Below are 20,152 nucleotides of genomic sequence, written 5' to 3'. Positions count from 1 at the left end.
GGGAGGGCGCGCAGGCGCGGCAAGCGCCTAGCGCGCGAACTCCCGTAAGAGCGCGTCTTCCACTTCCCGAAGCGAAAGGGCCCCGCCTCCCTCGGCGGGACGGGTGACCACGATGCAGCGCGCTCCCACGTCGCGCGCGGAGGCGAGCTTCTCGGCCGTGCCGCCTACGGTTCCCGAGTCCTTGGTCACAAGCCACTGGGCGCCCACCTGCCGAAGCATCGCCTCGTTGAGCTCGCGGGTGAAGGGCCCCTGCATGCCGATGACGTGCGACGGCGAAAACCCCGCGTCGATGCACTTCGTTATAGCACCGGGCAGCGGGAGCACGCGCACGAAGAAGCGCTCCGCGAAATCGGCGACGCGCGTGTAGGGAGCAAGCTCCTTGCTCCCCGTCGTGAGAAGAGCGCGACCCGGGTTCTCGGAGAGAAAGCGCGCCGCGCAGGCGATCGACGCGACCGACACGACGCCTTTGGGCAGCGCCTCGACCGGGCGCGCAAGGCGCAGGCATCGTGCACCCACGGCGAGCGAAGCGGCCCGGATGTTGCCGCTTGCGAGCGTAGCGAAGGGGTGCGTGGCGTCGACGACGATGCGCGCGCCGGAAAGCTCGCGCTCCATGTCGGCCTCGTCGAGCCTGCCCGCATGCACCTCGATGCCCGGAAGCTCGCCCAAAAGTTCGCCTCCGTACTCTGTTGCCGCGTAGGCACGGGCGGGGATGCCCGCCCCGCTCGCCCATTCGCACAGAAGGCGGCCCTCGGTGGTGCCGGCGAAGATGCGCAGCGCCGGCGCGGATGCGGGAGCCGTCACTTCGGGCCGCCTGTGCGCGTGATCTGGTAGAGCAGCGCGTTCATAATGGCAGCCGCCACGGTCGAGCCGCCCTTGCGACCCCTCGCGACGATGGCCGGCACGCGTCGTGCGAGTAGCTCCTCTTTCGCCTCGACCACGTTCACAAACCCGACCGGCACCCCAACGACGAGCGCGGGCGCGATCTTCCCCGCGTCCATGAGCTCGGCGAGGCGCAGAAGTGCTGTGGGAGCGTTGCCGACGGCCACGATGAGCGGACCCTCGATGCCGCAAGCTTTGTCCATGCTCGCAACGGCGCGAGTCGTGCCCGCGGCGCGCGCAGCCGCGGCGACATCAGGGTCGGCCATGTAGCACACGGCCTTGCAGCCGAGCTTCGCGAGCGCGGGCTTGCTTATGCCTGCGAGCGCCATGTTCGTGTCGGTGAGCACCGTGGCCCCTGCACGCAGAGCGTCGAGCGCACAGTGCGCAGCGTCATGGGTGAACACGAGGGAATCGGCGTACGAGAAGTCGGCAGTGGTGTGGATGACGCGTTTAACGACGGGCCCTTCGAGCGGCGGGAACGTGCGGCTGCCGAGCTCTTCGGTGATGATCTCGAAGCTGCGCCGCTCGATGTCGCCGGGCGCCATCTCCTTGGAATCCATCTAGTACTCCACTCCTTCCCTTGCACATATCCCCTGAGAGTAGGGGTGTTTCTCGCACCGCATCTCGGTTATGTAGTCGGCCTTCTCCACGATTTTGCGGGAAGGCGCGCGCCCGGTGAGCGCTACTTCGACGCCACGCGCGGACATATCGAGCGCGCGGTCCACGAGCGCCTCGTCGACAAGCCCCTTCGAAAGCGCGTCGAGCGCCTCGTCGAGCACGAGCAGCCCCTCCTGAGCGCCCTCGAGCTCGGCGAGCGCGGAAGCGAGGTTCCCATCGTGCAGCTCGCACGTCGCGGCAAGTTCTTCCGACGTCATCGACCAGGTAAACTTGTCCGACACCTTCCCCGCGAACACGGGCACGCCGAAATGCTCGGCGAGCAGGCGCACCTCCCCGCTTTCGCCGTCTTTCAGGAACTGCACGACGACGACGCGGCGGCCTGCAGCGAGCATGCGAAGGGCGAGGCCCATCGCCGCCGTGGTCTTGCCTTTGCCGTCGCCATGATACACGTGGATCATACGCCCTCCTCGATAATGCGGTAGACATACTCCATGTCGAGCGCCCCGCGCACGACGTCGGCCAGGCGGTCGAACTCGCGCGCACGGTGATCGGCCGCGGACGCCGCGCCCGCAGCACCCACGACGTTCTCGGGCAGGCCGCGCATGCGCGCGAGCGAGCGCGCGAGGGCGAGCGCCACCCCCGGTTCGTCGAACAGGCCGTGGAGATAGGTTCCGAACACGTTTCCACAGGCCGCGCCTTCTGGTTTGCCGCCAATCGTGCCCGCAGGAGCGCAGGAGACGGTCGTTTCGCCGTCGTGAATCTCGTACCCGCGCGCCGTCATGCCGTTCCACGCCGAGAACGCGCCTTGGGCGCCCGTGATGCGCAGCTCCGACTGGGCGAGGCGCTTTTCCTCCTTGAACACCGTACTTGCAGGGATGAGCCCGAGCCCGCGCGCGGTGCCAGCGCCTTCCCTGCCGTGCGGGTCGGAAAGCTCGTCTCCCAAAAGCTGGTAGCCTCCGCATATGCCGAGCACCGGCGTGCCCGTGCCCGAAAGCGCGCGTACACAGGCCCCGATGCCGCTAGCCGCAAGCCAGCGCGCGTCGTCGAGCGTAGTCTTCGAGCCGGGAAGCACCACCAGGTCGGGTCGGCCCAGATCGGTCGTCGAAGAAACGTAGCGCACGCCCACGCCGGGCACGCGCGAAAGCGGGTCGAAGTCGGTGAAGTTCGACAGATGCGGAAGACGCACGACGGCGACGTCGATGACGCCGCGCGCCTCGCGGGCAGATAGGCGCGGCGCGAGCGAGTCCTCGTCGTCCAGGTCGAGCGTAAGATACGGCACGACCCCCACGACGGGAACCCCGCACATCTTCTCGAGCGGGGCCAAACCCGGGCGCAGGATTTCCACATCGCCGCGGAACTTGTTCACCACAAGCCCCCGCAAAAGCGCGCGGTCCTCGGGCGCAAGGAGCGCGACCGTGCCGTAGAGCTGGGCAAACACCCCGCCCGGGTCGATGTCGCCCGCGAGCAGCACGGGGGAGGACACGGCGCGCGCGAGCCCCATGTTGACGATGTCGTTTTCGGCAAGGTTGATTTCGGCGGGGCTGCCGGCGCCCTCGATGACGATGACGTCGTTTTCCTCCGCGAGCGAATCGAACGCCTCCAAAATCTGCGGCATGAGCGCCTTCTTTCGCGCGAAGTAGTCCCTCGCAGCGAAGGCTCCCTGCGCCTTGCCGGCCACGATGAGCTGGCTTCGGTGGCCGCTTTCAGGCTTGAGCAGGATGGGGTTCATGCGCACGTCAGGCGCGATGCCGCACGCCTCGGCCTGCATGATCTGGGCGCGCCCCATCTCGAGCCCGTCGGCCGTGACACCGCTGTTGAGTGCCATGTTCTGGCTCTTGAAGGGAGCCACGCGCAGGCCGTCCTGCGAAAGTACGCGGCACAGCCCAGCCGCAAGCAGGCTCTTCCCCGCGTTCGACATGGTGCCCTGGATCATGATGGGCTTCGCCCTACCCACGGGTATCGACCTCCTTCGCCGAGCCTCGGCCATCCGCGCCCGCCATAGCGCCGCTGCAAGAAGCGCCGCCCCGTTCGTCGGGTTCGCCTTCACCCGATGCGCCTTCCGCCCGAAGCGCACGGCTGAACGCCATCGCAAGCCGGGCATTCTCCTTGCGCGTGCGCACCGCGACGCGGCACCAGAAACGGGACAGTACCGAAAACGAGTCGCACGTGCGGACCAAAACCCCCTGTTTATACAGGCGCTCGGGGATGTCTTTCGCCGGCGTGCGGACTAAAAGGAAGTTCGCATCCGACGGCACGACGGAAAGCCCGAGCGAGGAGAGCTCGTGGGAAAGCCACGCTCGCTCGCCCGCCAATACATCGCGCGTGCGCGAGACGTATTCAACGTCCTCCAGGGCGGCGATGCCCGCGGCCTCGGCGACCGAGGAGACGGGCCACGCCTGCCCCGCCCGGCGAATCCCCTCGATGAGTTGGGCGTTTCCGCTGATCAGATATCCCAACCGCAACCCCGCCATTCCGTAGAGCTTGGTGAACGCGGAGAGCACGACCACATGGCGCGAACACGCGGCGCGTGCGGCCACGCTCCTTTCGCGGGCGTCGGGCGCAAATCCGAGAAAGCACTCGTCCACGACGAGCATCGCGCCCACCTGCTCGCAGCGGCAGGCCGCAGCATCGATCACACGGGGGTCGACGAGGCGCCCCGTCGGGTTGTTCGGATTGCAGAGGTACGCCACGTCTCTCGGCCCCTCGATCGCGCGGGCGAAGGAGGCGGGCACGTCGAAGTTGTCCGCTTCGGAGAGCGGGAACTCCTGCACGCATGCGCCGTAGTACGATGCCGCCTCCGCATATTCAGAGAACGTCGGCGCGCACACGACGATGCGTTTCGGGCGCACCGCCGCGGCGAGCCGCCAGATGATGTCGGACGCGCCCGCGCCGCAGACGATAGTATCTTCGGGAATGCCCTGGGCGCGCGCTAGGGCGCGAACGAGGGCGAGGCTTTCCCTATCGGGGTAGGCGTCGATTCGAGAAAGCGCCTTGCAAGCTGCGGCGACGGCGCGCGGCGAGGGGCCTGCCGGATTCACGTTCACCGAGAAGTCAATGAGGTCGGAGGCGCCCCCTTCGCAAGCGATGCCGAGCGATTGCGTGCTGCCCCCATGCGCACGGGCACGCAGGATTCCCCCGGCAGCCCGGGGCGCGACGTGGTCTTCCCTCATGCCATCGCCCCCACGGCGAGCACGACCGCCGCGCGCGCAGCACCGAAGACGACAAGCGCGCATACGGACGCGGCGAGCATGAGCCTTGTCGCCCGGGCGATGTCGCCCCACTCGATTTCGCGGGACGCGTCGCCTATCGTCGGTTTCTCAACGAGCTTGCCGAAATACACCGCGGGTCCTGCCAGGCGCAGCCCGAGCGCGCCCGCGCACGCTGACTCGGTCTGCGCCGCGTTCGGGCTCGCATGGCGACGCCTGTCGCGGCGCCAGATGCGCGCCGCCCCGCGCGCGTCGAGCCCAACGATCGGGCACACGGCGATCATGAGCAGAGCCGATAAGCGCGAGGGAATCCAGTTCAGCGCATCGTCGAGGCGCGCCGAAGCGCAGCCGAAGTCGATGTAGCGCTCGTTTTTGTAGCCCACCATGCTGTCGAGCGTGTTCACCGCCTTGTACGCCATGCCCAAGGGCGCACCCCCGATCATAAGGTAGAAAAGCGGCGCGATGACGCCGTCGCTCGCGTTCTCCGCCACCGTTTCCACGGCGGCACGCGCGACGCCGTGCTCGTCGAGAACAGACGTGTCGCGTCCCACGATGAGCCCGACGGCTTCGCGCGCCGCGACAAGGCCGCCCTTCGAGAACGCGCGGGCCACGGCCAGGCTCTGGCGGCGCAGCTCGCATGCCGCGAGAATCTGATAGCTCGCCCATGCCTCGGCAACGAAGCGCAAGCCGGAGTGAACCATGCCGCAAAGATGCAGGATGCCCCAGGTCAAAAGCCCACACGCAAGCGGAAGCGCCACGGCGAGCACAAGACCTGCGGCGCGCGTGCCCGCGGACGTTTGCGGGAATGCGCCCCGCAGGCGGCCTTCGGCCCACGTGATCGCACGCCCCATGGCAACGACGGGATGGGGAAGCCAGCGCGGGTCGCCGAAGGCAAGGTCGGCCGCGAACCCGGCGGCGACGGCAAGAATCGTCATCACCGGGCATCGCCCCCCGAAGCGGAGCGAACGTCGCGAAGGCAGCGCCCATCCCAGGTGGCGGCCCATGCGCCGCCCGGCTCGGTATGCACGTCAAAGTATCCCATTTTCGGGACAGCTAGCTCGGAGAGCAGCGCTTTCACGGTACCCGCGTGAACGACGAAGACGGCGCGCCCGCTCCCCTGGGCGCGCTCCGATTTGCACGCCTCCCGAAACGCCGCGACGACGCGGCGGGTGAAATCGCTCTTGTCCTCGCCATGCGGGCAGCGCGTCTCGCACCAGGAGTCTACCCAGGCGCGATAGCGCGCATCCTCTTTAAGCTCGGCGGCGCTTCGCCCCTCGAAGTCGCCGAAATCCATCTCGCGCAGACCGGGGCACGCCATAAGCTCCGCGTTCGGGAAGAGGATGCGCGCCGTCTGGTCGGTGCGGGCCATGCCGCTCGTGATAACACGGAACACGTCACGATCGCACGCGAGGTCGCGCAAAGCGCGCTCGCCCGCACTCGACAGGGGCTCGTCGGTGCCCGCCCCGCTGTAGCGATGGTCTTCCGTGCCCGCCGTGGCACCATGGCGCACGAAGACGACTTCCAAAGGCGCACCCGCGCCCTGCGTCCCTCGAGGTGCATCGGCAAGGTTTCCTTTGATGACCTGGGGAATCCCGCACGTCATGCGCACGACGACGTCGGCGCGCGCAGCGAGCGCGCATCCCAGGCGCCCCGCGCGCTCGCGCCATTGGGCGTCTTCCGCACTCATGGGGACGACCCCCGAGCCGACCAAGGGCAGAATCACTGCGTCGAAGCCGATCAGCCGCTCGAGCGCCCGGTCAGCGTCGAGCGCGCGTACGAGTTCCTCAGCACGGTATGCGACGCGGCCGGCAAAAGCCGCGGGCACGCCGCCCTCCGCAAGCTGCGCCGCATCGACGAAATCGTCCGCCGCGAACCCGAGTTTTTCGCGCACGAAGGTCCTCTTCCCCGAATGCGCGCCACCTACCACGAGCATCATAGGAGCATGCCCCCCACCACCAGCATGGCAAGCATCGCGAGCTCGGCCCATTGCAGAAACCATCCGGCCAAATCCCCCGTCACCCCGCCGAAGCGGGACAGGGCAACATGGCGGTACCACGCGAGCACCAAAAGCCCCGCCACCGCCATAAAGGCGCCGACGGCCTGAGCGCACGCGACCATCCCTGCAGCCGAAGCCGCAGCGAAAGCGCAAAGCGGCACGACGATCGCCGCGCGCTTCTTCGCAGGCGAGAGCCCCGCGGCCATGCCGTCCGCCCGCGCGGCAGGCCAGCATTCAACGGCGAGTCCCGAAAGCGCGCGGGAGAACACGAGCGAGCACAGAAGCGCGAGGAACGCCCCCGCCGTAAGCGGCAGCGCGGTGAACAGGGAAAACTGCAGAATAAGGTACACAACAACACCGATGACCCCGAAGGCGCCCGCCCGCGGATCGTGCATGATCTCGAGCTTTCGCTCGCGCGGGGCCCAACTTGCAAGCGCATCGGAGGTGTCGCAGAGCCCGTCTAGGTGGATGCCTCCCGTCACCGCCACAGGCAGCGCCACGAGCACGGCCGCGACGATGGTCGCGGGCACGCCGAGCAGGTTCGCCACGTGCCCCCACGCCGTCATGAGGAAGCCTTCCGCAAGGCCCACCAGGGGAAACGCGGCAAGTGCATGGGTTGACCCGAAATCGGTCCAGGCCGATTTCGGGACGGGGATGCGCGAGAACGTTCCGAACGCCGCGCCGATTGCCTCTGCTATCTTCACCTTGTAGGTCCTTCGCCTTTCATCCACACGGGAATCCCGCATACCACTTCGACTGCATGGTCGGCCAGCGCCGCCACGCCCGCGTTCACGCGCGCGAGCGCGCGCCTCCATGCCTCGGTCCCTTCATCGTAGCGCATCCCATCGGCGAACACGTCGACGGTGACCACCACCGTATACGCAGCGGCCTGAGCGAGCCGTTCGATGCCTCCGAGCACCTCGCGCGCCGCAGCGTCGGGGTCACGTGGGGACAAGCCGCCTTCCGCGAAAAGCTCATTCGCAACCAGGTTGCCCACGTCCTCCAAAAGAAGTGTGCAGCCGCGCGGAAGCCCGGGCGCTGCGGCGCCCACGTCACGCGAGCACTCGAGGGTGGAAAACCCTTTGCCTTCGCGCAGCGCCCGATGGCGCGCGATGCGGCGGGCGCCATCTTCCCCGAAGGGCTCCATCGTTGCCAGGTACACGCGAGGGCCGTCGTGCCCGAGGCACAGGGACTCGGCGTAGGCGCTCTTGCCGCTCGCGGCGGCGCCGATGACGAGCGTCACCGTCATTTCCCGGCCTCGAAATGCTCGTAAGCAGCCATGCCAGTCGCCGTGAACGTCTTCCCATCCCGGTACACGCGCAGCGCCGAATCCAGAAGGGGGAGATACGCCATGGCGCCCGCGCCCTCGCCCAAGTGCATGCCTGCGTCGAGGGGCGCCTTTATGCCGAGCTCGCGAAGGAGCTCCCGGCTTGCGGGTTCGCTTGATGCGTGGGTGCCCACGAGGTAGCCCAAGGCGTTGGGGCACAGGCGCGCCGCGCACAGGGCCGCCGTGCAGGATATGACCCCGTCGAGGAGCGCCGGCGCCTTCGAGACCGCGGTCCCCAGGTAGAAGCCGCACATCGCAGCGATGTCGAAGCCGCCCACCTTCGAGAGCACGTCGATCGGGTCGGCGGGATCGGGCGAGTTCGCGTCGATAGCGCGCTCGACCACGTCGCGCTTGCGCGCGAGCGAGGCGTCCGAGAGCCCCGCGCCGCGCCCGACAAGGCTCCGCGCGTCCGCCCGGATGAGCACTGCGGCCACCGCCGCCGAGGTGGTCGTGTTGCCGATGCCCATCTCGCCCGCGGCGAGAAGGCGCACGCCGGCGCGGGCAAGCCCGCACGCGACGGCGATTCCGACCTCAATCGCGCGCACGGCCCCATCGCGAGACATAGCGGAGCCGTGAGCGATGTTGCCGCTCCCCCGCCGCACGTTCGCGCGCACCATGCGCGCGTCTTCTATGCCCCGGGCCATACCCACGTCGACGGGCACGACCTCGGCACCCGCGAACGCCGCCATGCGGCAGGCGCTCGCGGCCCCCTCGCACATGTTGCGCGCGACGGCTCGCGTCACATCTTGCCCGCTTTGCGACACGCCTTCGGCAACGACCCCGTTGTCGGAGAAGAATACCGCGAGCGCACGGGGAAACTCGGCCACCTCGGCGTTCCCCTGAGCTGCGGCGATACACGCGACGGCGTCTTCAAAGTCGCCCAATCCCCCCAAGGGGTGCGCGATGGAGTCCCACGCGGCGTACGCGGCGGCACGGGCGCACTCGTCTGCGGGCGCGATCCGGGAAAGCGCGGCTTCGAGCACGGCGCCCGGCGCCGACGAGAACGCGCGCTCGACTTCCTCGCGGATGCAGGCAAGCGCGGTTTCGGTTGCTTCAGCCATGCCGTCTCCTCTCTGCGAACGACGCTGCGGCAGACGCGAACGCGCGCGCAACGTCGGGGTTCGCAGGATAGTACACATGCGGGAAGCCCGCCACCAGGGACGGGGTGGTCGTCATGCACGGCCAGCCCTTGTCGCGCCGGGGCTTCTGCGCCCAGAAGTCGCCGCCCGGGCAGGTGGACTGCCAGTAGTGGAACTCGTGCGCGCGGATGCGTGTGCCGCGTGGCCCGTAGAGCCCGTCGCGTTGGGAAGTGAGCTCCACGTACCCGAAATGGGACAGCCTTCCCCCGTTCTCGCTTGCGCCCTCAAGGGCGCCCGCAACAGGCCAGCGCCGCCCCTCGCTATCGGCGATTTCGCGCTGCAGGTACAGAAACCCACCGCATTCGGCGACCGTCGGCATGCCGGATTCCACCGCGCGCCGCACCGCCTCGCGCATCGACACGTTCTCGGAGAGCTGCCGCGCATGGAGCTCCGGGTAGCCGCCCCCCAGATAGAGGGCGCTTGTCCCCCGGGGCAACTCGCTATCACACAGGGGGCTGAAAAAGGCCAGCTCGCAACCCAGGTCCTCGAGCGCGCGCAGATTCTCCTCGTAATAGAACGAGAACGCCTCGTCACGCGCGACGGCGACGATGGGCCGCGCTCCCGCGATCGGCTCCAACCGGTAAGGTTCCTCGCGGATATCGGGTGCCGTCGCCGCTATTTCGAGCAAGCGGTCGACGTCGATGCTCTTTTCCACCAGCTCGGCCATCTTGCCGATGCGCGCGGAGAGCTGCTCGACCTCGTCGGCGGTCACAAGCCCCAGATGCCGGCTTTCGAGCGAGAACGCCTCGTCGGCGGGGATATTCCCCAAAACCGCGACGCCCGTGTTCTTCTCGATCGCAGGCGCCGCGTAGGCGCAGGCAGCGGCGCTCGTCTTGTTCAGCACGACGCCGCGCACGTTCGCACAAGGCAGGAACTCGGCGATGCCGCGGATTACGGCGGCGAGCGATAAAGACGCCCCGCGCCCGTTCACCACTAAAACGACCGGCGTTTCCGTGTCGCGCGCAACCTGATAGCTGCTCGCGTCGGCCACGCCGGGCGCCATGCCGTCGTAGAAGCCCATGACCCCCTCGAGCACCGCGACATCCGCGCCCGCGGCGCCGCGTGCGAGCAGGGCGCGCAGCGTCGGGGCGTCAGTGAAGAAGCCGTCTAAGTTGCCCGAGCACGCACCCACGACGCGGCGATGAAAGAGCGGGTCAATGTAGTCGGGGCCGCATTTGAAGGCTGCGCATGCAAGGCCGCGGCGCGCGAGCGCGCGCAGGAGCGCGCACGTGACGACCGTCTTGCCGCTCCCGCTCGAGGGCGCAGCGACCATGAAGCGCGGGATGGACGTGCTCACCGGGCACCGCCTTCCCCACCTGCGGCGTTGCAGTTAGCAAGCGAGACCACCTCAACGGATGGGTTCCCCTCGACAGAGGGGTCCTCCCCGAAAGGCGACTCAGCAAGCGCGCCGACTTCGGCAAGCTCCTCGGCATCCGCGCCCGCACCGCGCGCACTGACGAGGAACACGGGGTTTTGCGCCTTCATAAGATGGTGCGAGCCTACAGCCTCAGCGCGGGCGGCCGACACCTGGCACGCCTCGAACCCCTTAAAGCGCGAACCCGAGAGGAGCGCGCACGCCTCGGTGAGCGTCTCAACGGTGACGCATGGCACGCACAGGCGAACCTGCGAGTTCTTCTCGAGCGCCGCCTCCACGATGGAGGGAAGCTCGCCCGCGCTCCCGCCGACGAACACGGCGTCGGGGACAGGCAGTTTCGCGAGCGCTTCGGGGGCGACACCGGGGACCGCATGCACGTTGCCGCACCCGAATGCATCCGCGTTCTCTCGGATGAGCCGCACGCCGGCCGCGTTGCGCTCGACCGCCCATACCGACCCCGCTCGCGCGACGAGCGCCGCCTCGATCGACACGCTCCCAGTGCCGGCGCCGACATCCCACACGGTGTCGGTCGCGGTAAGGCGCAGCTTCGCGAGCGCGACGGCGCGCACCTCCTGCTTGGTCATGGGAACGTCGCCGCGGATGAAGAGCTCGTCGGGAATGCCCGAGGAAGCGTACGGCCAGCGGGAGCTCGCGGCGCGGGATGCGCCCGCAGAGTCCGCCGCGAAAGAAGCAGCCGCGGGCGCAGACGCGCCGGCCGGCGCCTCGGAGGCTGCGCTAGAGCCCGCAGGCGACCCGGCGCAGCCTGCGAACTCGATAAGCATCACGTTCAAGTCGTCGAACGTCTGACCTGCGATTTCACTTGCGGTCGCGCAGGTGATGCGCTCGTCGGGGTACGACAGGCGCTCGGCCACCGTCACGCGCGCGTCCCCGAAGCCCGCCTGCACAAGCTCGCCCGAAAGCCGCGAGGGGTCTTCCCCGCCCGACGTGGCGAGGAAGAGCTCACCTGCGCGCTCGGCCTCGGCCACGATGTCGCACGCCACGCCGTGAGCGCTCGCGAAGCGCCAATCCTGCCATGGACGCGCGAGGCGCGCGGCGAGATACGACGCTGAGCTTATGCCGGGAATGACGAGCACGTCCACCCGCGCGTCGCCGGAGAGCGCCTCCACCAGGCGGCGCGCGCCGCTGAACAGCCCCACATCGCCCGTCATCACGACCACGGCGCGCTGCCACGACGCCGCATCGGTGAGAGCGGCGACGATGTCCGCCGTCTTCACGAGCTCGCATCTCACCACGTCGGGCGGCACGTCGATGCTGACAAGCGCGCGATGAGCGCCGATGACCACGTCGGCGATGTCGATCGCGTCGAGCGCCGCGCGCGAGAGCAAGTCGGGGTTTCCGGGCCCCGCCCCGATGATCGTTACCTTTCGCATGGAATCTCCCGATACCCGCGCGGCGTGACCATACGGCCGCCTACGCGCTTCGTGTCCGCGTTGCCGACGAACACGGTGGTGAACATGTCGGCGTCGAACTCCCCCAGCTCGGAGAGCTTGCACATGCCCGACTGCTGCCCCTCGCGCCCGATGTTGCGTACCCAGCCGCAGAGCGTGTTGGGGGCCTTCCATTCGAGCATAATCTTCGCCGCGCGCGAGAGCCTGTCGGCGCGCTTTCTGCTGCGCGGGTTGTACAAACAGATGCAGAAGTCGGCGCTCGCCACGGCGGCGAGCCTGCGCTCGATGACCTCCCACGGCGTAAGCAGGTCGGAGAGCGACACGACCGCGAAGTCGTGGGCAAGCGGGGCGCCGAGCACCGCCGACCCGCTCTGAGCCGCGGTGGCCCCGGCGATAACTTCCACGTCTACATCGGGGTAGTCCTCCGCAAGCTCCAGCACGGGGCTCGCCATGCCGTACACGCCCGCGTCACCGCTGCACACGAGCGCCACGGCTTCTCCGCTCTGCGCGCGCGAAAGCGCCAGGCGGCACCGTTCGACCTCGTGCATCATCGGCGTCGCGAGATGCGCCGCGTCGGGCACGGCGGCGAGCGCGAGCTCCACGTATTTCGTGTACCCCACAACGATGTCGGCCGCCTCGAGCGCGCGCCGAGCCGCAATCGTCATGCCGTCGAGGCCGCCCGGACCGATCCCCACCACGAAGAGCTTTCCCATCACCGCTCCTTAAACGAAAGTTCGATAGTTACCTTGGAAAACGCGACGGTCACGCCGCCGTGAGCGAGCTTCGGGAAGATAAGTTTGCCCCCGTCCGCGAGCGCCGCGCGCTCGCACACGTTGTCGACCCCCACCGTCGCGCGCACGAAATCAGATGGCGAAACGCTGCCTTCGACCTGCGACAACTCCTCTGCGGAATACGTCACAAGCGGGATATTGCGCGCGCGACAGAAGGCGAGCAGACCCTCCTCGTGCGCCTTCACGTCGATCGTCGCCGCTTCGCGCACGGCCGAAGGCGAGATACCCGCCTGCCCGCACGCGAGAAGAAACGTCTCCCCGATCGCTTCGGCGCACGCACCGCGACGGCACCCTATGCCCGCAACGATGCAGGGCACGACAAGGCGAAGCGGCTCGGGCGCAGACGTCTGCGCCCGCACGCCCGCCGGCTTCCCCGTCTCACCGGCGGGCACGACCTCGCCCGTTGTCTCCGCCGCGCGAACGGACGCACCTGCATTCGCGCCAGCGAACGGCGACACGACAATATCGGCCCGAGCGCGGTCGGACGCAATGTCAACCCCCTCAGGCAGCTGTCCCGAAATCGGCATGTCGGAATAGAGCGCCACGCGCCCGCCCGAAAGCAGCCGCGCCGACACTCGCTTGATGGCCTCGGGATTCGAAACGGCGAGCCCCGCACAGCGAGCCCACGTATCCACCGCCCACACGCCGCGGACGTCGGTCGCCGTGGTGATGACGGGGATGGCCCCTGCCGCGCGTGCCACAGTTTGCGCAAGCTCGTTCGCACCGCCCAAATGCCCCGACAAAAGCGGGACGGCAAAGCGCCCCGCCTCGTCGATCGCCACAACCGCGGAATCGCTTGCCTTCGAGGCGACATGCGGCGCGATCGCCCGCACGGCGATGCCCGCCGCGCCCACGAACAGGAGCGCGTCCGACGCTTCCCACGCGAGCGCCGTCCATGCGCGCAGGTCGGCCTTCCACTCGCCGAACCCGCGCGAAACGGAAACGTCCCAGCCAGGGTCATCTTCACCTGTCTGCGCGCAATCGGAAAGCGCGTGTGCGATGCGCTCCGCCAACGCATACCCCCTCTCGGTGAACGCTATGCAGGAAACCCTCATCTAGCGCACCACCATCGTCGAGAAGTAGCTGCCCCGATCGGGCACATCGTCGAGCGAGCGGTACACGCGCTCGCCCGGAAGCCCACAGTCCTCTACGAGCTCGGCACCGTCGAAGGCGCCCTCCTCGCGAAGGATGCGCTTCGTGTCCGCAAGCGAGCGGCGCGCCTTCATGACCACCTTCGTCCCCGGCCAGCCGATTGCGCGGCGCACGTCGTCGTAGCCGCCGGGCACGATGTGCAGAGGCGACGACATCTCGGGCGTGAGGTCGCGCTCGAGCGCTGCGGCGACCGCGCAGAAGCTCGGCACGCCGGGAATGGCGCGCGCCTCGAACCCGCAGGCGCGCACGTCGGGCGCTATGCGCTGGAAGGTGGCGTAGATGCTCGGGTCCCCCAGGTTCAGCAGCGCGACGTCGCGGACCGCATCCAGGTGCGCGACAAGCTCGCGAACAAGCGAGGCATGCTCGGCCGTGCGGCGCTCGGCGTCGCGCGTCATCGAGAATCGCACGGGGATCACCGTCTTGCCTGTAAGGTCGACGGCGCCGCGCACGATGTCGAGCGCGACCATGGCCCCGTCCGCCGTCTGCGGTGCGGCGATGACCGGACACGATTCGATTGTGCGGACGGCCTTGATCGTGAGCAGCTCGGGGTCGCCAGGCCCCGTGCCCACCCCGTACAGCACGCCTTTACTCATACGTAGCCCCCAATTCCCCGATAACTGCATCGGCGCCCGACGTGCGGAAAAGCTCTCGGCGCTCGGCGTCGAACACGACCGCGGCGATGTCGCATGCGCCCGCCGCGCGGCGGCGCAACCTGTCATCGATTGCCGCAGCGAGCGAGGCGCGCGCAGCGTCCCCCACGCCGGCGGCCTCGATCACCTCGAGCGCCGCCGTGGTCGTGACCGACGACATGATCTCGCGCACGGTCTTCGTGCCCGCGCCGGCCAAGGCCGCGTGGGCGGCCAGAATCTCCGCGCGGCAGTCGGCGGTACGCGAATGGGTGTCCATGATGCCGCCCGCGACCTTCACCAGCTTGCCGATGTGTCCCACAAGAAGGACATTGGTAAATCCCTCGCGAACGCAGCAATCAATCGCATCGCCCACGAAGTTGGAGATGAAGACCACCGGCGCACCGTTTAGGTGGAAATGCCCCGAGATGAACTGTGCGCCGTAGTTGCCGGGCGTGAGCACGACTCCGCGCCGCCCCATAGCCGCATGCTGCCGGATCTCGAGCTCGATGCTGTCGCGCAAGGCAGCGAGGCTGCGCGGCTCGACGATGCCCGTCGTGCCCAGGATGGAGATGCCGTCCTCTATCCCCAGGTGCGGGTTGAAGGTCTTTTCGGCAAGGGCAACACCCTCGGGTACCGAAATCGTCACAGCGATATTTCCAGAAAAGCCGTGCGCGGCGCACACCTCGCGCACCGCCGAAGTGATCATCGCGCGCGGCGTCGCGTTGATGGCGGCCGCCCCCACCGGCTGCTCGAGCCCGGGCAACGTCACGCGCCCCACGCCCACGCCGCCATCGACGGAAACTTCCGATTCGCGCGCGGGCACGCCCTTGCTGCCCGCAGCACCCGTGCCCGACCCCGCATGTTCCACGCGCGCGTACACGAGCACGCCGTCGGTCACATCGGCATCGTCGCCTGCGTCCTTTCGCACGGCGCACTGGGCGCACCCCTCGCCGATACATGCGTCGACCACGTTCGCCTCGACGGGCAGCCCGCCGGGGGTGACGATCGACACGCGGCCGACGGGCTTTCGTGACAAGAGCATCTCGCAGGCCGCCTTCGCCGCGAGCGCGGCGCAGCTCCCCGTGGTGTAGCCGCAGCGCAGGCGGGTCGTCCCGGTATATATGTAGTGCTCGAAGGCCACGCTAGCTGCTCGCCTTCCGATACCCTGTGGCAAACGAAGGGTCGTAAAGCTTGCTGCGCTCGTACGACTCCGCTTGCGCGCCGTTGTGCGCAAGCCCGCCGCGAGCTCCGAGCACGCGGCCCACCACCACGAGCGCCGTGCGGTCGATGCCCTCTCGCGTGCCCGCATCGGCGAGCGTGCCCACTGTGCATCGCACCACGCGCTCCTCAGGCCAGGTCGCCTTGTACACGAGCGCCGCCGGCTCGTCGGAGCTGCGGCCCGCGGCCAAAAGCTCGGCGGAAAGCTCGGCGAGCATACCCGAGCTCAGGAAGATGACCATAGTCGAGCCGCTTTCCGCCATGGTGCGCATGCCCTCGCCCGCGGGCATGGGGGTGCGCCCGGAAAGCCGCGTGATCACGACCGACTGGCTGATTCCCGGCAGCGTGTATTCCTGGCGAAGCGCCGCCGCGGCACCGCAAAAGCTCGACACGCCGGGCACCACCTCGTAGTCCACGCCGCGCGCGTCGAGCGCGTCCATCTGCTCCTGGATGGCGCCGTACAGGCACGGGTCGCCCGTGTGCAGGCGCACCACTTCCTCGCCCCGCGCATCCGCCGCGCACATCACGTCGAGCACTTCCTCCAAGGTCATGTGCGCGCTGTCGTAGACGACGCAGGATTCCTTGCACTCGGCGAGCAGCTCGGGGTTCACAAGGCTCCCCGCCCAAACGACCACGTCGGCCGCGCGCAGAAGACGCGCCCCGCGCAGCGTGATAAGGTCGGCGGCGCCCGAACCTGCGCCAACGATATGAATCATCCGAGCCTTCCCTTCCCGTTTCTCATCGCAACCGTTTACGCCGCCCTTCGCGCAGCAGGCAAGACACGGCGCCCGCAGCGGCAATCGGCGCAAATACGTAGGCAGGAGGCGCAATGCCGCCCGCCCTGGCTTTGACACGCCCACAAACGCCCACTATCATAGTGGTAGTTTCGGCAACGAGCATATGACAATCGAATAAAAGGAAATGACCGGCGCGGCGCCCACACAGCCCGCGCTGGCTTGCGGAGGGAACCAGGTGGGAATCCTGGGCAAGGGACATTACTGTGTAGGACGCGCGGGCGAACCGCCTCGCGCCCCAAGCCAGACTGCTTCGCCTTTTCCTCACGGCATCGCCGTGGCGTTATCTCCTTGTGAACCCCGAGGAGTGCGCTTCCCTTTCGAATGCAAGAAACAGGCGCGCTATCCCTTTGCGGACGAGCGCGCTTTTCTTTCGCTTGTGCCGATAAGCAACTGTCGCCGGGGGACCGGCAAACCGAGGAAAGGGAAAACCATGTCCGACCAGATGTCACGCCGCGGCTTCATGGGCGCCGCAGCAACCGGAGCCGTCGCGCTCGCCGGATTCGCGCTCGCGGGCTGCTCCAGCACCTCCGCGAGTCCCGAGAAATCGAGTGAAAAGCAGAAGGCCGTGAAGCCGGTCATTCTCGTCACGAGCTTCGGCACGAGCTACAACGACTCGCGCCACATCACCATCGGCGCCATCGAAGACGCTATCCGCGAGAAGTACTGGCAGGACTACGACATCCGCCGCGCCTTCACCGCGCAGATCATCATCGACAAACTGAAGAAGCGCGACGGCATCACGATCGACAACATGACCGAGGCGCTCGACCGCTGCGTGGAAGACGGCGTGAAGGAAATCGTCGTGCAGCCGACGCATCTCATGGCTGGCCTGGAATACGCCGACGTGAAAGACGAGCTCGACAAGTACGCCGACAAGTTCGACAAGATCTCGCTCGGCGACCCGCTGCTCACCTCCGACGACGACTACAAGAAGGTGGCCGCAGCCATTAAGGAGAACATGGCGTCCTTCGACGACGGCAAGACGGCGCTGTGCCTCATGGGCCACGGCACCGAAGCCGATTCCAACGCCGACTATGCCAAGATGCAGGAAGTGTTCAAGAACGAGGGCTTGACGCAGTTCTTCGTCGGCACCGTCGAGGCTGAACCGACCTGCGAGGATGTTATCGCCGCCGCGAGCGCCGCAGGGTACAAGAAGGCCGTGCTCGCGCCGTTCATGGTGGTCGCGGGCGACCACGCGAACAACGACATGGCAGACGAGACCGACCCCGACAGCTGGGCTGCGAAGTTCGTGGCCGCCGGCTTCGAAGTGACGTGCCTGCTCCAGGGCCTGGGACAGAACGCCGCGGTTGACGACATCTACGTCTCGCACGTGGACGACGCCATCGCCAAGCTGTAAACTCGCCGCGCACGGGGGCGCCGGTTGCGTCCCCGTGAAACGGGCATGCGCCTTCCCGGACCGACGGCGCATGCCCGTTTCATTCGCATCCCGCCCGCCCACCGCACGGCGCGGGAGGTCAAACCGATTGAAAGGAACCCCTCCCCTTGTTGAAGAAAACCCTCGTCTTCGCCCTGTCGGCGGTACTTTGCGCGTTCTCGCTCGCCGGCTGCGCCGGAAATTCGAGCGACAGCGCAAAGGCAAGCGATGCCGATTCCCAGGAAAAGACCGAACAGGCGGCCGATGCGCCCGAGGGCGCAAGCGCTGCCCCCATTACCGCCGACAAGGTGGCCGACGGCACCTATCCGATCACCGTAGATTCCAGCTCGAACATGTTCAGGATTGTGGACGCCCAGCTCATCGTGGAAAACGGCTCCATGCACTGCGTGATGACGCTTTCCGGCACGGGCTACGGCAAGCTCTTCATGGGCACGGGCGACGAGGCTGCCGCCGCGAGCGAGGCCGACTTCATCCCCTATGTGGAAAACGCGGAAGGCAAGTACACCTACGACGTGCCCGTTGATGCGCTCGACGAGGACACCGCCTGCGCCGCGTGGAGCATTAAAAGGGAGCGGTGGTACGACCGCACGCTCGTATTCGAATCCGCCGGCGTCGATCTGCGCGCCGACGCGCTGAAGTAACGCCATGCGGTCGATTCTTCCCAAGGAGGAAAGCAGGAAGCGCCGCAGCATCGCAGCGCGCGCGATCGCCTGCGTTCTCGTCGGCCTGCTCGCGCTTCCCTTCGCGGGGTGCAGTGCGAGCCCGAACGCGACCGGTAGCACGGCTGGCTCTCAGGAATACACTGTGAGCGTCTCGCTTTCCGGCGGGTCAGGGCGCGCAAGCATCGCCTCACCCACCACAATTGTGAAGGATGGCGACACCTACACCGCGACCATCACCTGGTCGAGTTCGAACTACGACAAGATGACCGTCGACGGCGTGGACTACGCGCCCGAAAACGACGGCGGCAACTCCACGTTCGAGATACCCGTCACGCTCGACGAGGACATCGCCGTGTCGGCAGAGACCGTCGCCATGTCGACGCCGCACACCATCGACTACACACTCCACTTCGACTCATCCACCATGAAGGAGAAATCGGGCGACGATGCAAGCGGCGGCTCCCCTGCGGGAACGGCTTCAAGCGCCGCGGCCGACTTCCACAACGCCGATTTGGGCTGCGGCTGGGAACCGACGGGGACGCTTCAGCTTGAATACGCCGAGCACTTCACTGTCGACGAGTTCGAAGGCGGCCTGCGGCTTATCTGCGTTTCGAACGGGGAGCGCTTCCTCGTGGTGCCGCAAGATGCGAAGGTACCTGATGGGTTGAGCTCCGACATCGCGGTCATAAGGCGCCCCGCCGACAAGGTGTACCTCGTGTCGTCGGCGACGATGTGCCTGGTCGACGCGCTCGATGCGAACGACAATATCTTCATGTCGGGCACGAAGGCCGAAGATTGCTCGGTCGCGGGCTTCAAAAGCGCGCTCGAAAGTGGGGCGATCGCCTACGGCGGCAAGTACAGCGCGCCCGACTACGAGCGAATATCGGCCTCGGGCTGCACGCTCGCCATCGAGAACACCATGATCAACCACACGCCCGATGTGAAGGAAAAGCTGCAGAAGCTCGGGCTCGTCGTGCTCACCGAACAGTCGTCGAGCGAGCCCGAAGCACTCGGGCGCGTCGAGTGGATTAAGCTTTTCGGCGTCCTGTTCGACAAGGAAGACGAGGCCGCGCACCTGTTCAACGAGCAGAAGGCCCGCGTCGAGCAAACGTCGGGGCTCGCGTCGTCAGGTAAAACCGTGGCGTATTTCTACATTAACTCGAACGGGGCCGCCGTCACGCGGCGGGCGGGCGACTACGTGGCGCAGATGATCGAGCTTGCAGGCGGCAGCTACGTGCTCGATGACGCGCAGACGGCGTCGACGTCAGGTTCGTCAGTAACGCTCGAAATGGAGCGCTTCTACGCGACGGCGAAGGATGCCGACATCATCGTCTACAACGGCACCATCGACGAATCGGTTGCCACCTTGAACGACTTCGTAGGCAAAAACGCGCTATTGTCGCAGTTCAAAGCTGTGAAGAACGGCAACGTCTGGGTCACAAGCGCCGACATGTACCAGCAGATGACTTCCACCGCCGACATTATCGACGAGCTGCACGGGGCGTTCACCAGCGATGACGTGAGCGACTTCCATTATCTGAGGAAGCTCGGCTAGCAC

Annotated in this window: 20 protein-coding genes; 3 read left to right on the top strand and 17 right to left on the bottom strand. The window is 67.4% G+C overall.

Annotated features, from left to right (window positions below; translation table 11 throughout):
* Positions 1–27 precede the first annotated feature (27 nt).
* The 17 genes from cobK to cobM all read right to left on the bottom strand — a co-directional run bounded on the left by cobK (position 28) and on the right by cobM (position 16,455).
* Positions 28–801 (bottom strand): precorrin-6A reductase, encoded by a 774-nt coding sequence (gene cobK / locus DXC99_RS04170; RefSeq protein WP_117629344.1) that lies wholly within the window; start codon positions 799–801, stop codon positions 28–30.
* On the bottom strand, positions 798–1,439 hold the full coding sequence (locus DXC99_RS04165) for a precorrin-8X methylmutase (RefSeq protein ID WP_117629343.1): 642 nt from the start codon (positions 1,437–1,439) through the stop codon (positions 798–800). The genes cobK and DXC99_RS04165 overlap by 4 nt, the downstream gene beginning before the upstream one ends.
* Complete coding sequence (locus tag DXC99_RS04160; RefSeq protein ID WP_117629342.1) at positions 1,440–1,955, bottom strand: cob(I)yrinic acid a,c-diamide adenosyltransferase; 516 nt, start codon at positions 1,953–1,955, stop codon at positions 1,440–1,442.
* Positions 1,952–3,451, bottom strand: coding sequence for a cobyric acid synthase (locus DXC99_RS04155; RefSeq protein WP_233505666.1), 1,500 nt, complete (start codon positions 3,449–3,451; stop codon positions 1,952–1,954). The genes DXC99_RS04160 and DXC99_RS04155 overlap by 4 nt, the downstream gene beginning before the upstream one ends.
* Positions 3,444–4,667 carry a histidinol-phosphate transaminase gene (locus DXC99_RS04150; RefSeq protein ID WP_158551636.1) on the bottom strand — a complete coding sequence of 408 codons (1,224 nt, stop codon included), beginning with the start codon at positions 4,665–4,667 and terminating at the stop codon, positions 3,444–3,446. Before DXC99_RS04150 ends, DXC99_RS04155 begins: the two co-directional genes overlap by 8 nt.
* The gene (gene cbiB, locus DXC99_RS04145) at positions 4,664–5,638 is read right to left on the bottom strand and encodes an adenosylcobinamide-phosphate synthase CbiB (protein WP_117629339.1); all 975 of its coding nucleotides are present in this window, start codon (positions 5,636–5,638) and stop codon (positions 4,664–4,666) included. The genes DXC99_RS04150 and cbiB overlap by 4 nt, the downstream gene beginning before the upstream one ends.
* Positions 5,638–6,390 (bottom strand): histidine phosphatase family protein, encoded by a 753-nt coding sequence (locus DXC99_RS04140; protein ID WP_233505665.1) that lies wholly within the window; start codon positions 6,388–6,390, stop codon positions 5,638–5,640. Before DXC99_RS04140 ends, cbiB begins: the two co-directional genes overlap by 1 nt.
* Positions 6,391–6,635: 245 nt before the next feature.
* Entirely contained in the window at positions 6,636–7,403 is a 768-nt protein-coding gene (cobS, locus tag DXC99_RS04135) for an adenosylcobinamide-GDP ribazoletransferase (RefSeq protein ID WP_117820233.1), read from the bottom strand.
* Positions 7,400–7,948, bottom strand: coding sequence for a bifunctional adenosylcobinamide kinase/adenosylcobinamide-phosphate guanylyltransferase (locus DXC99_RS04130; RefSeq protein WP_117564099.1), 549 nt, complete (start codon positions 7,946–7,948; stop codon positions 7,400–7,402). Before DXC99_RS04130 ends, cobS begins: the two co-directional genes overlap by 4 nt.
* Positions 7,945–9,087: a nicotinate-nucleotide--dimethylbenzimidazole phosphoribosyltransferase gene (locus DXC99_RS04125; protein WP_117629336.1), complete on the bottom strand. Its 1,143-nt coding sequence runs from the start codon at positions 9,085–9,087 to the stop codon at positions 7,945–7,947. The genes DXC99_RS04130 and DXC99_RS04125 overlap by 4 nt, the downstream gene beginning before the upstream one ends.
* Entirely contained in the window at positions 9,080–10,462 is a 1,383-nt protein-coding gene (locus DXC99_RS04120; RefSeq protein ID WP_233505664.1) for a cobyrinate a,c-diamide synthase, read from the bottom strand. Before DXC99_RS04120 ends, DXC99_RS04125 begins: the two co-directional genes overlap by 8 nt.
* Positions 10,459–11,931, bottom strand: coding sequence for a precorrin-6y C5,15-methyltransferase (decarboxylating) subunit CbiE (gene cbiE / locus DXC99_RS04115; protein WP_117629335.1), 1,473 nt, complete (start codon positions 11,929–11,931; stop codon positions 10,459–10,461). The genes DXC99_RS04120 and cbiE overlap by 4 nt, the downstream gene beginning before the upstream one ends.
* On the bottom strand, positions 11,919–12,662 hold the full coding sequence (gene cobJ / locus DXC99_RS04110) for a precorrin-3B C(17)-methyltransferase (RefSeq protein ID WP_117629334.1): 744 nt from the start codon (positions 12,660–12,662) through the stop codon (positions 11,919–11,921). Before cobJ ends, cbiE begins: the two co-directional genes overlap by 13 nt.
* Complete coding sequence (locus DXC99_RS04105; protein WP_117564103.1) at positions 12,662–13,795, bottom strand: cobalt-precorrin 5A hydrolase; 1,134 nt, start codon at positions 13,793–13,795, stop codon at positions 12,662–12,664. Before DXC99_RS04105 ends, cobJ begins: the two co-directional genes overlap by 1 nt.
* Positions 13,796–14,485 (bottom strand): precorrin-2 C(20)-methyltransferase, encoded by a 690-nt coding sequence (gene cobI, locus DXC99_RS04100; protein ID WP_089571786.1) that lies wholly within the window; start codon positions 14,483–14,485, stop codon positions 13,796–13,798.
* Positions 14,478–15,695 carry a cobalt-precorrin-5B (C(1))-methyltransferase CbiD gene (gene cbiD, locus DXC99_RS04095; RefSeq protein ID WP_233505663.1) on the bottom strand — a complete coding sequence of 406 codons (1,218 nt, stop codon included), beginning with the start codon at positions 15,693–15,695 and terminating at the stop codon, positions 14,478–14,480. The genes cobI and cbiD overlap by 8 nt, the downstream gene beginning before the upstream one ends.
* On the bottom strand, positions 15,664–16,455 hold the full coding sequence (cobM, locus tag DXC99_RS04090; RefSeq protein WP_117629333.1) for a precorrin-4 C(11)-methyltransferase: 792 nt from the start codon (positions 16,453–16,455) through the stop codon (positions 15,664–15,666). Before cobM ends, cbiD begins: the two co-directional genes overlap by 32 nt.
* A 511-nt stretch (positions 16,456–16,966) precedes the next feature.
* Between cobM and DXC99_RS04085 the strand changes: the two genes are divergently transcribed.
* The 3 genes from DXC99_RS04085 to DXC99_RS04075 all read left to right on the top strand — a co-directional run bounded on the left by DXC99_RS04085 (position 16,967) and on the right by DXC99_RS04075 (position 20,149).
* Positions 16,967–17,893, top strand: coding sequence for a sirohydrochlorin cobaltochelatase (locus DXC99_RS04085; protein WP_117629332.1), 927 nt, complete (start codon positions 16,967–16,969; stop codon positions 17,891–17,893).
* A gap of 146 nt (positions 17,894–18,039) precedes the next feature.
* Positions 18,040–18,573, top strand: a complete 534-nt coding sequence (locus DXC99_RS04080; RefSeq protein WP_117629331.1) for a hypothetical protein — start codon at positions 18,040–18,042, stop codon at positions 18,571–18,573.
* 4 nt (positions 18,574–18,577) lie between these two features.
* Positions 18,578–20,149: an ABC transporter substrate-binding protein gene (locus tag DXC99_RS04075; protein ID WP_147329329.1), complete on the top strand. Its 1,572-nt coding sequence runs from the start codon at positions 18,578–18,580 to the stop codon at positions 20,147–20,149.
* Positions 20,150–20,152 lie beyond the last annotated feature (3 nt).

Origin of the sequence: Collinsella sp. TF10-11AT (assembly GCF_003437565.1) — a bacterium.
Taxonomy (GTDB): Bacteria; Actinomycetota; Coriobacteriia; order Coriobacteriales; family Coriobacteriaceae; genus Collinsella.
The sequence above is the reverse complement of the archived record's forward strand: the minus strand, read 5'-3'. Positions and strand labels throughout refer to the sequence as shown.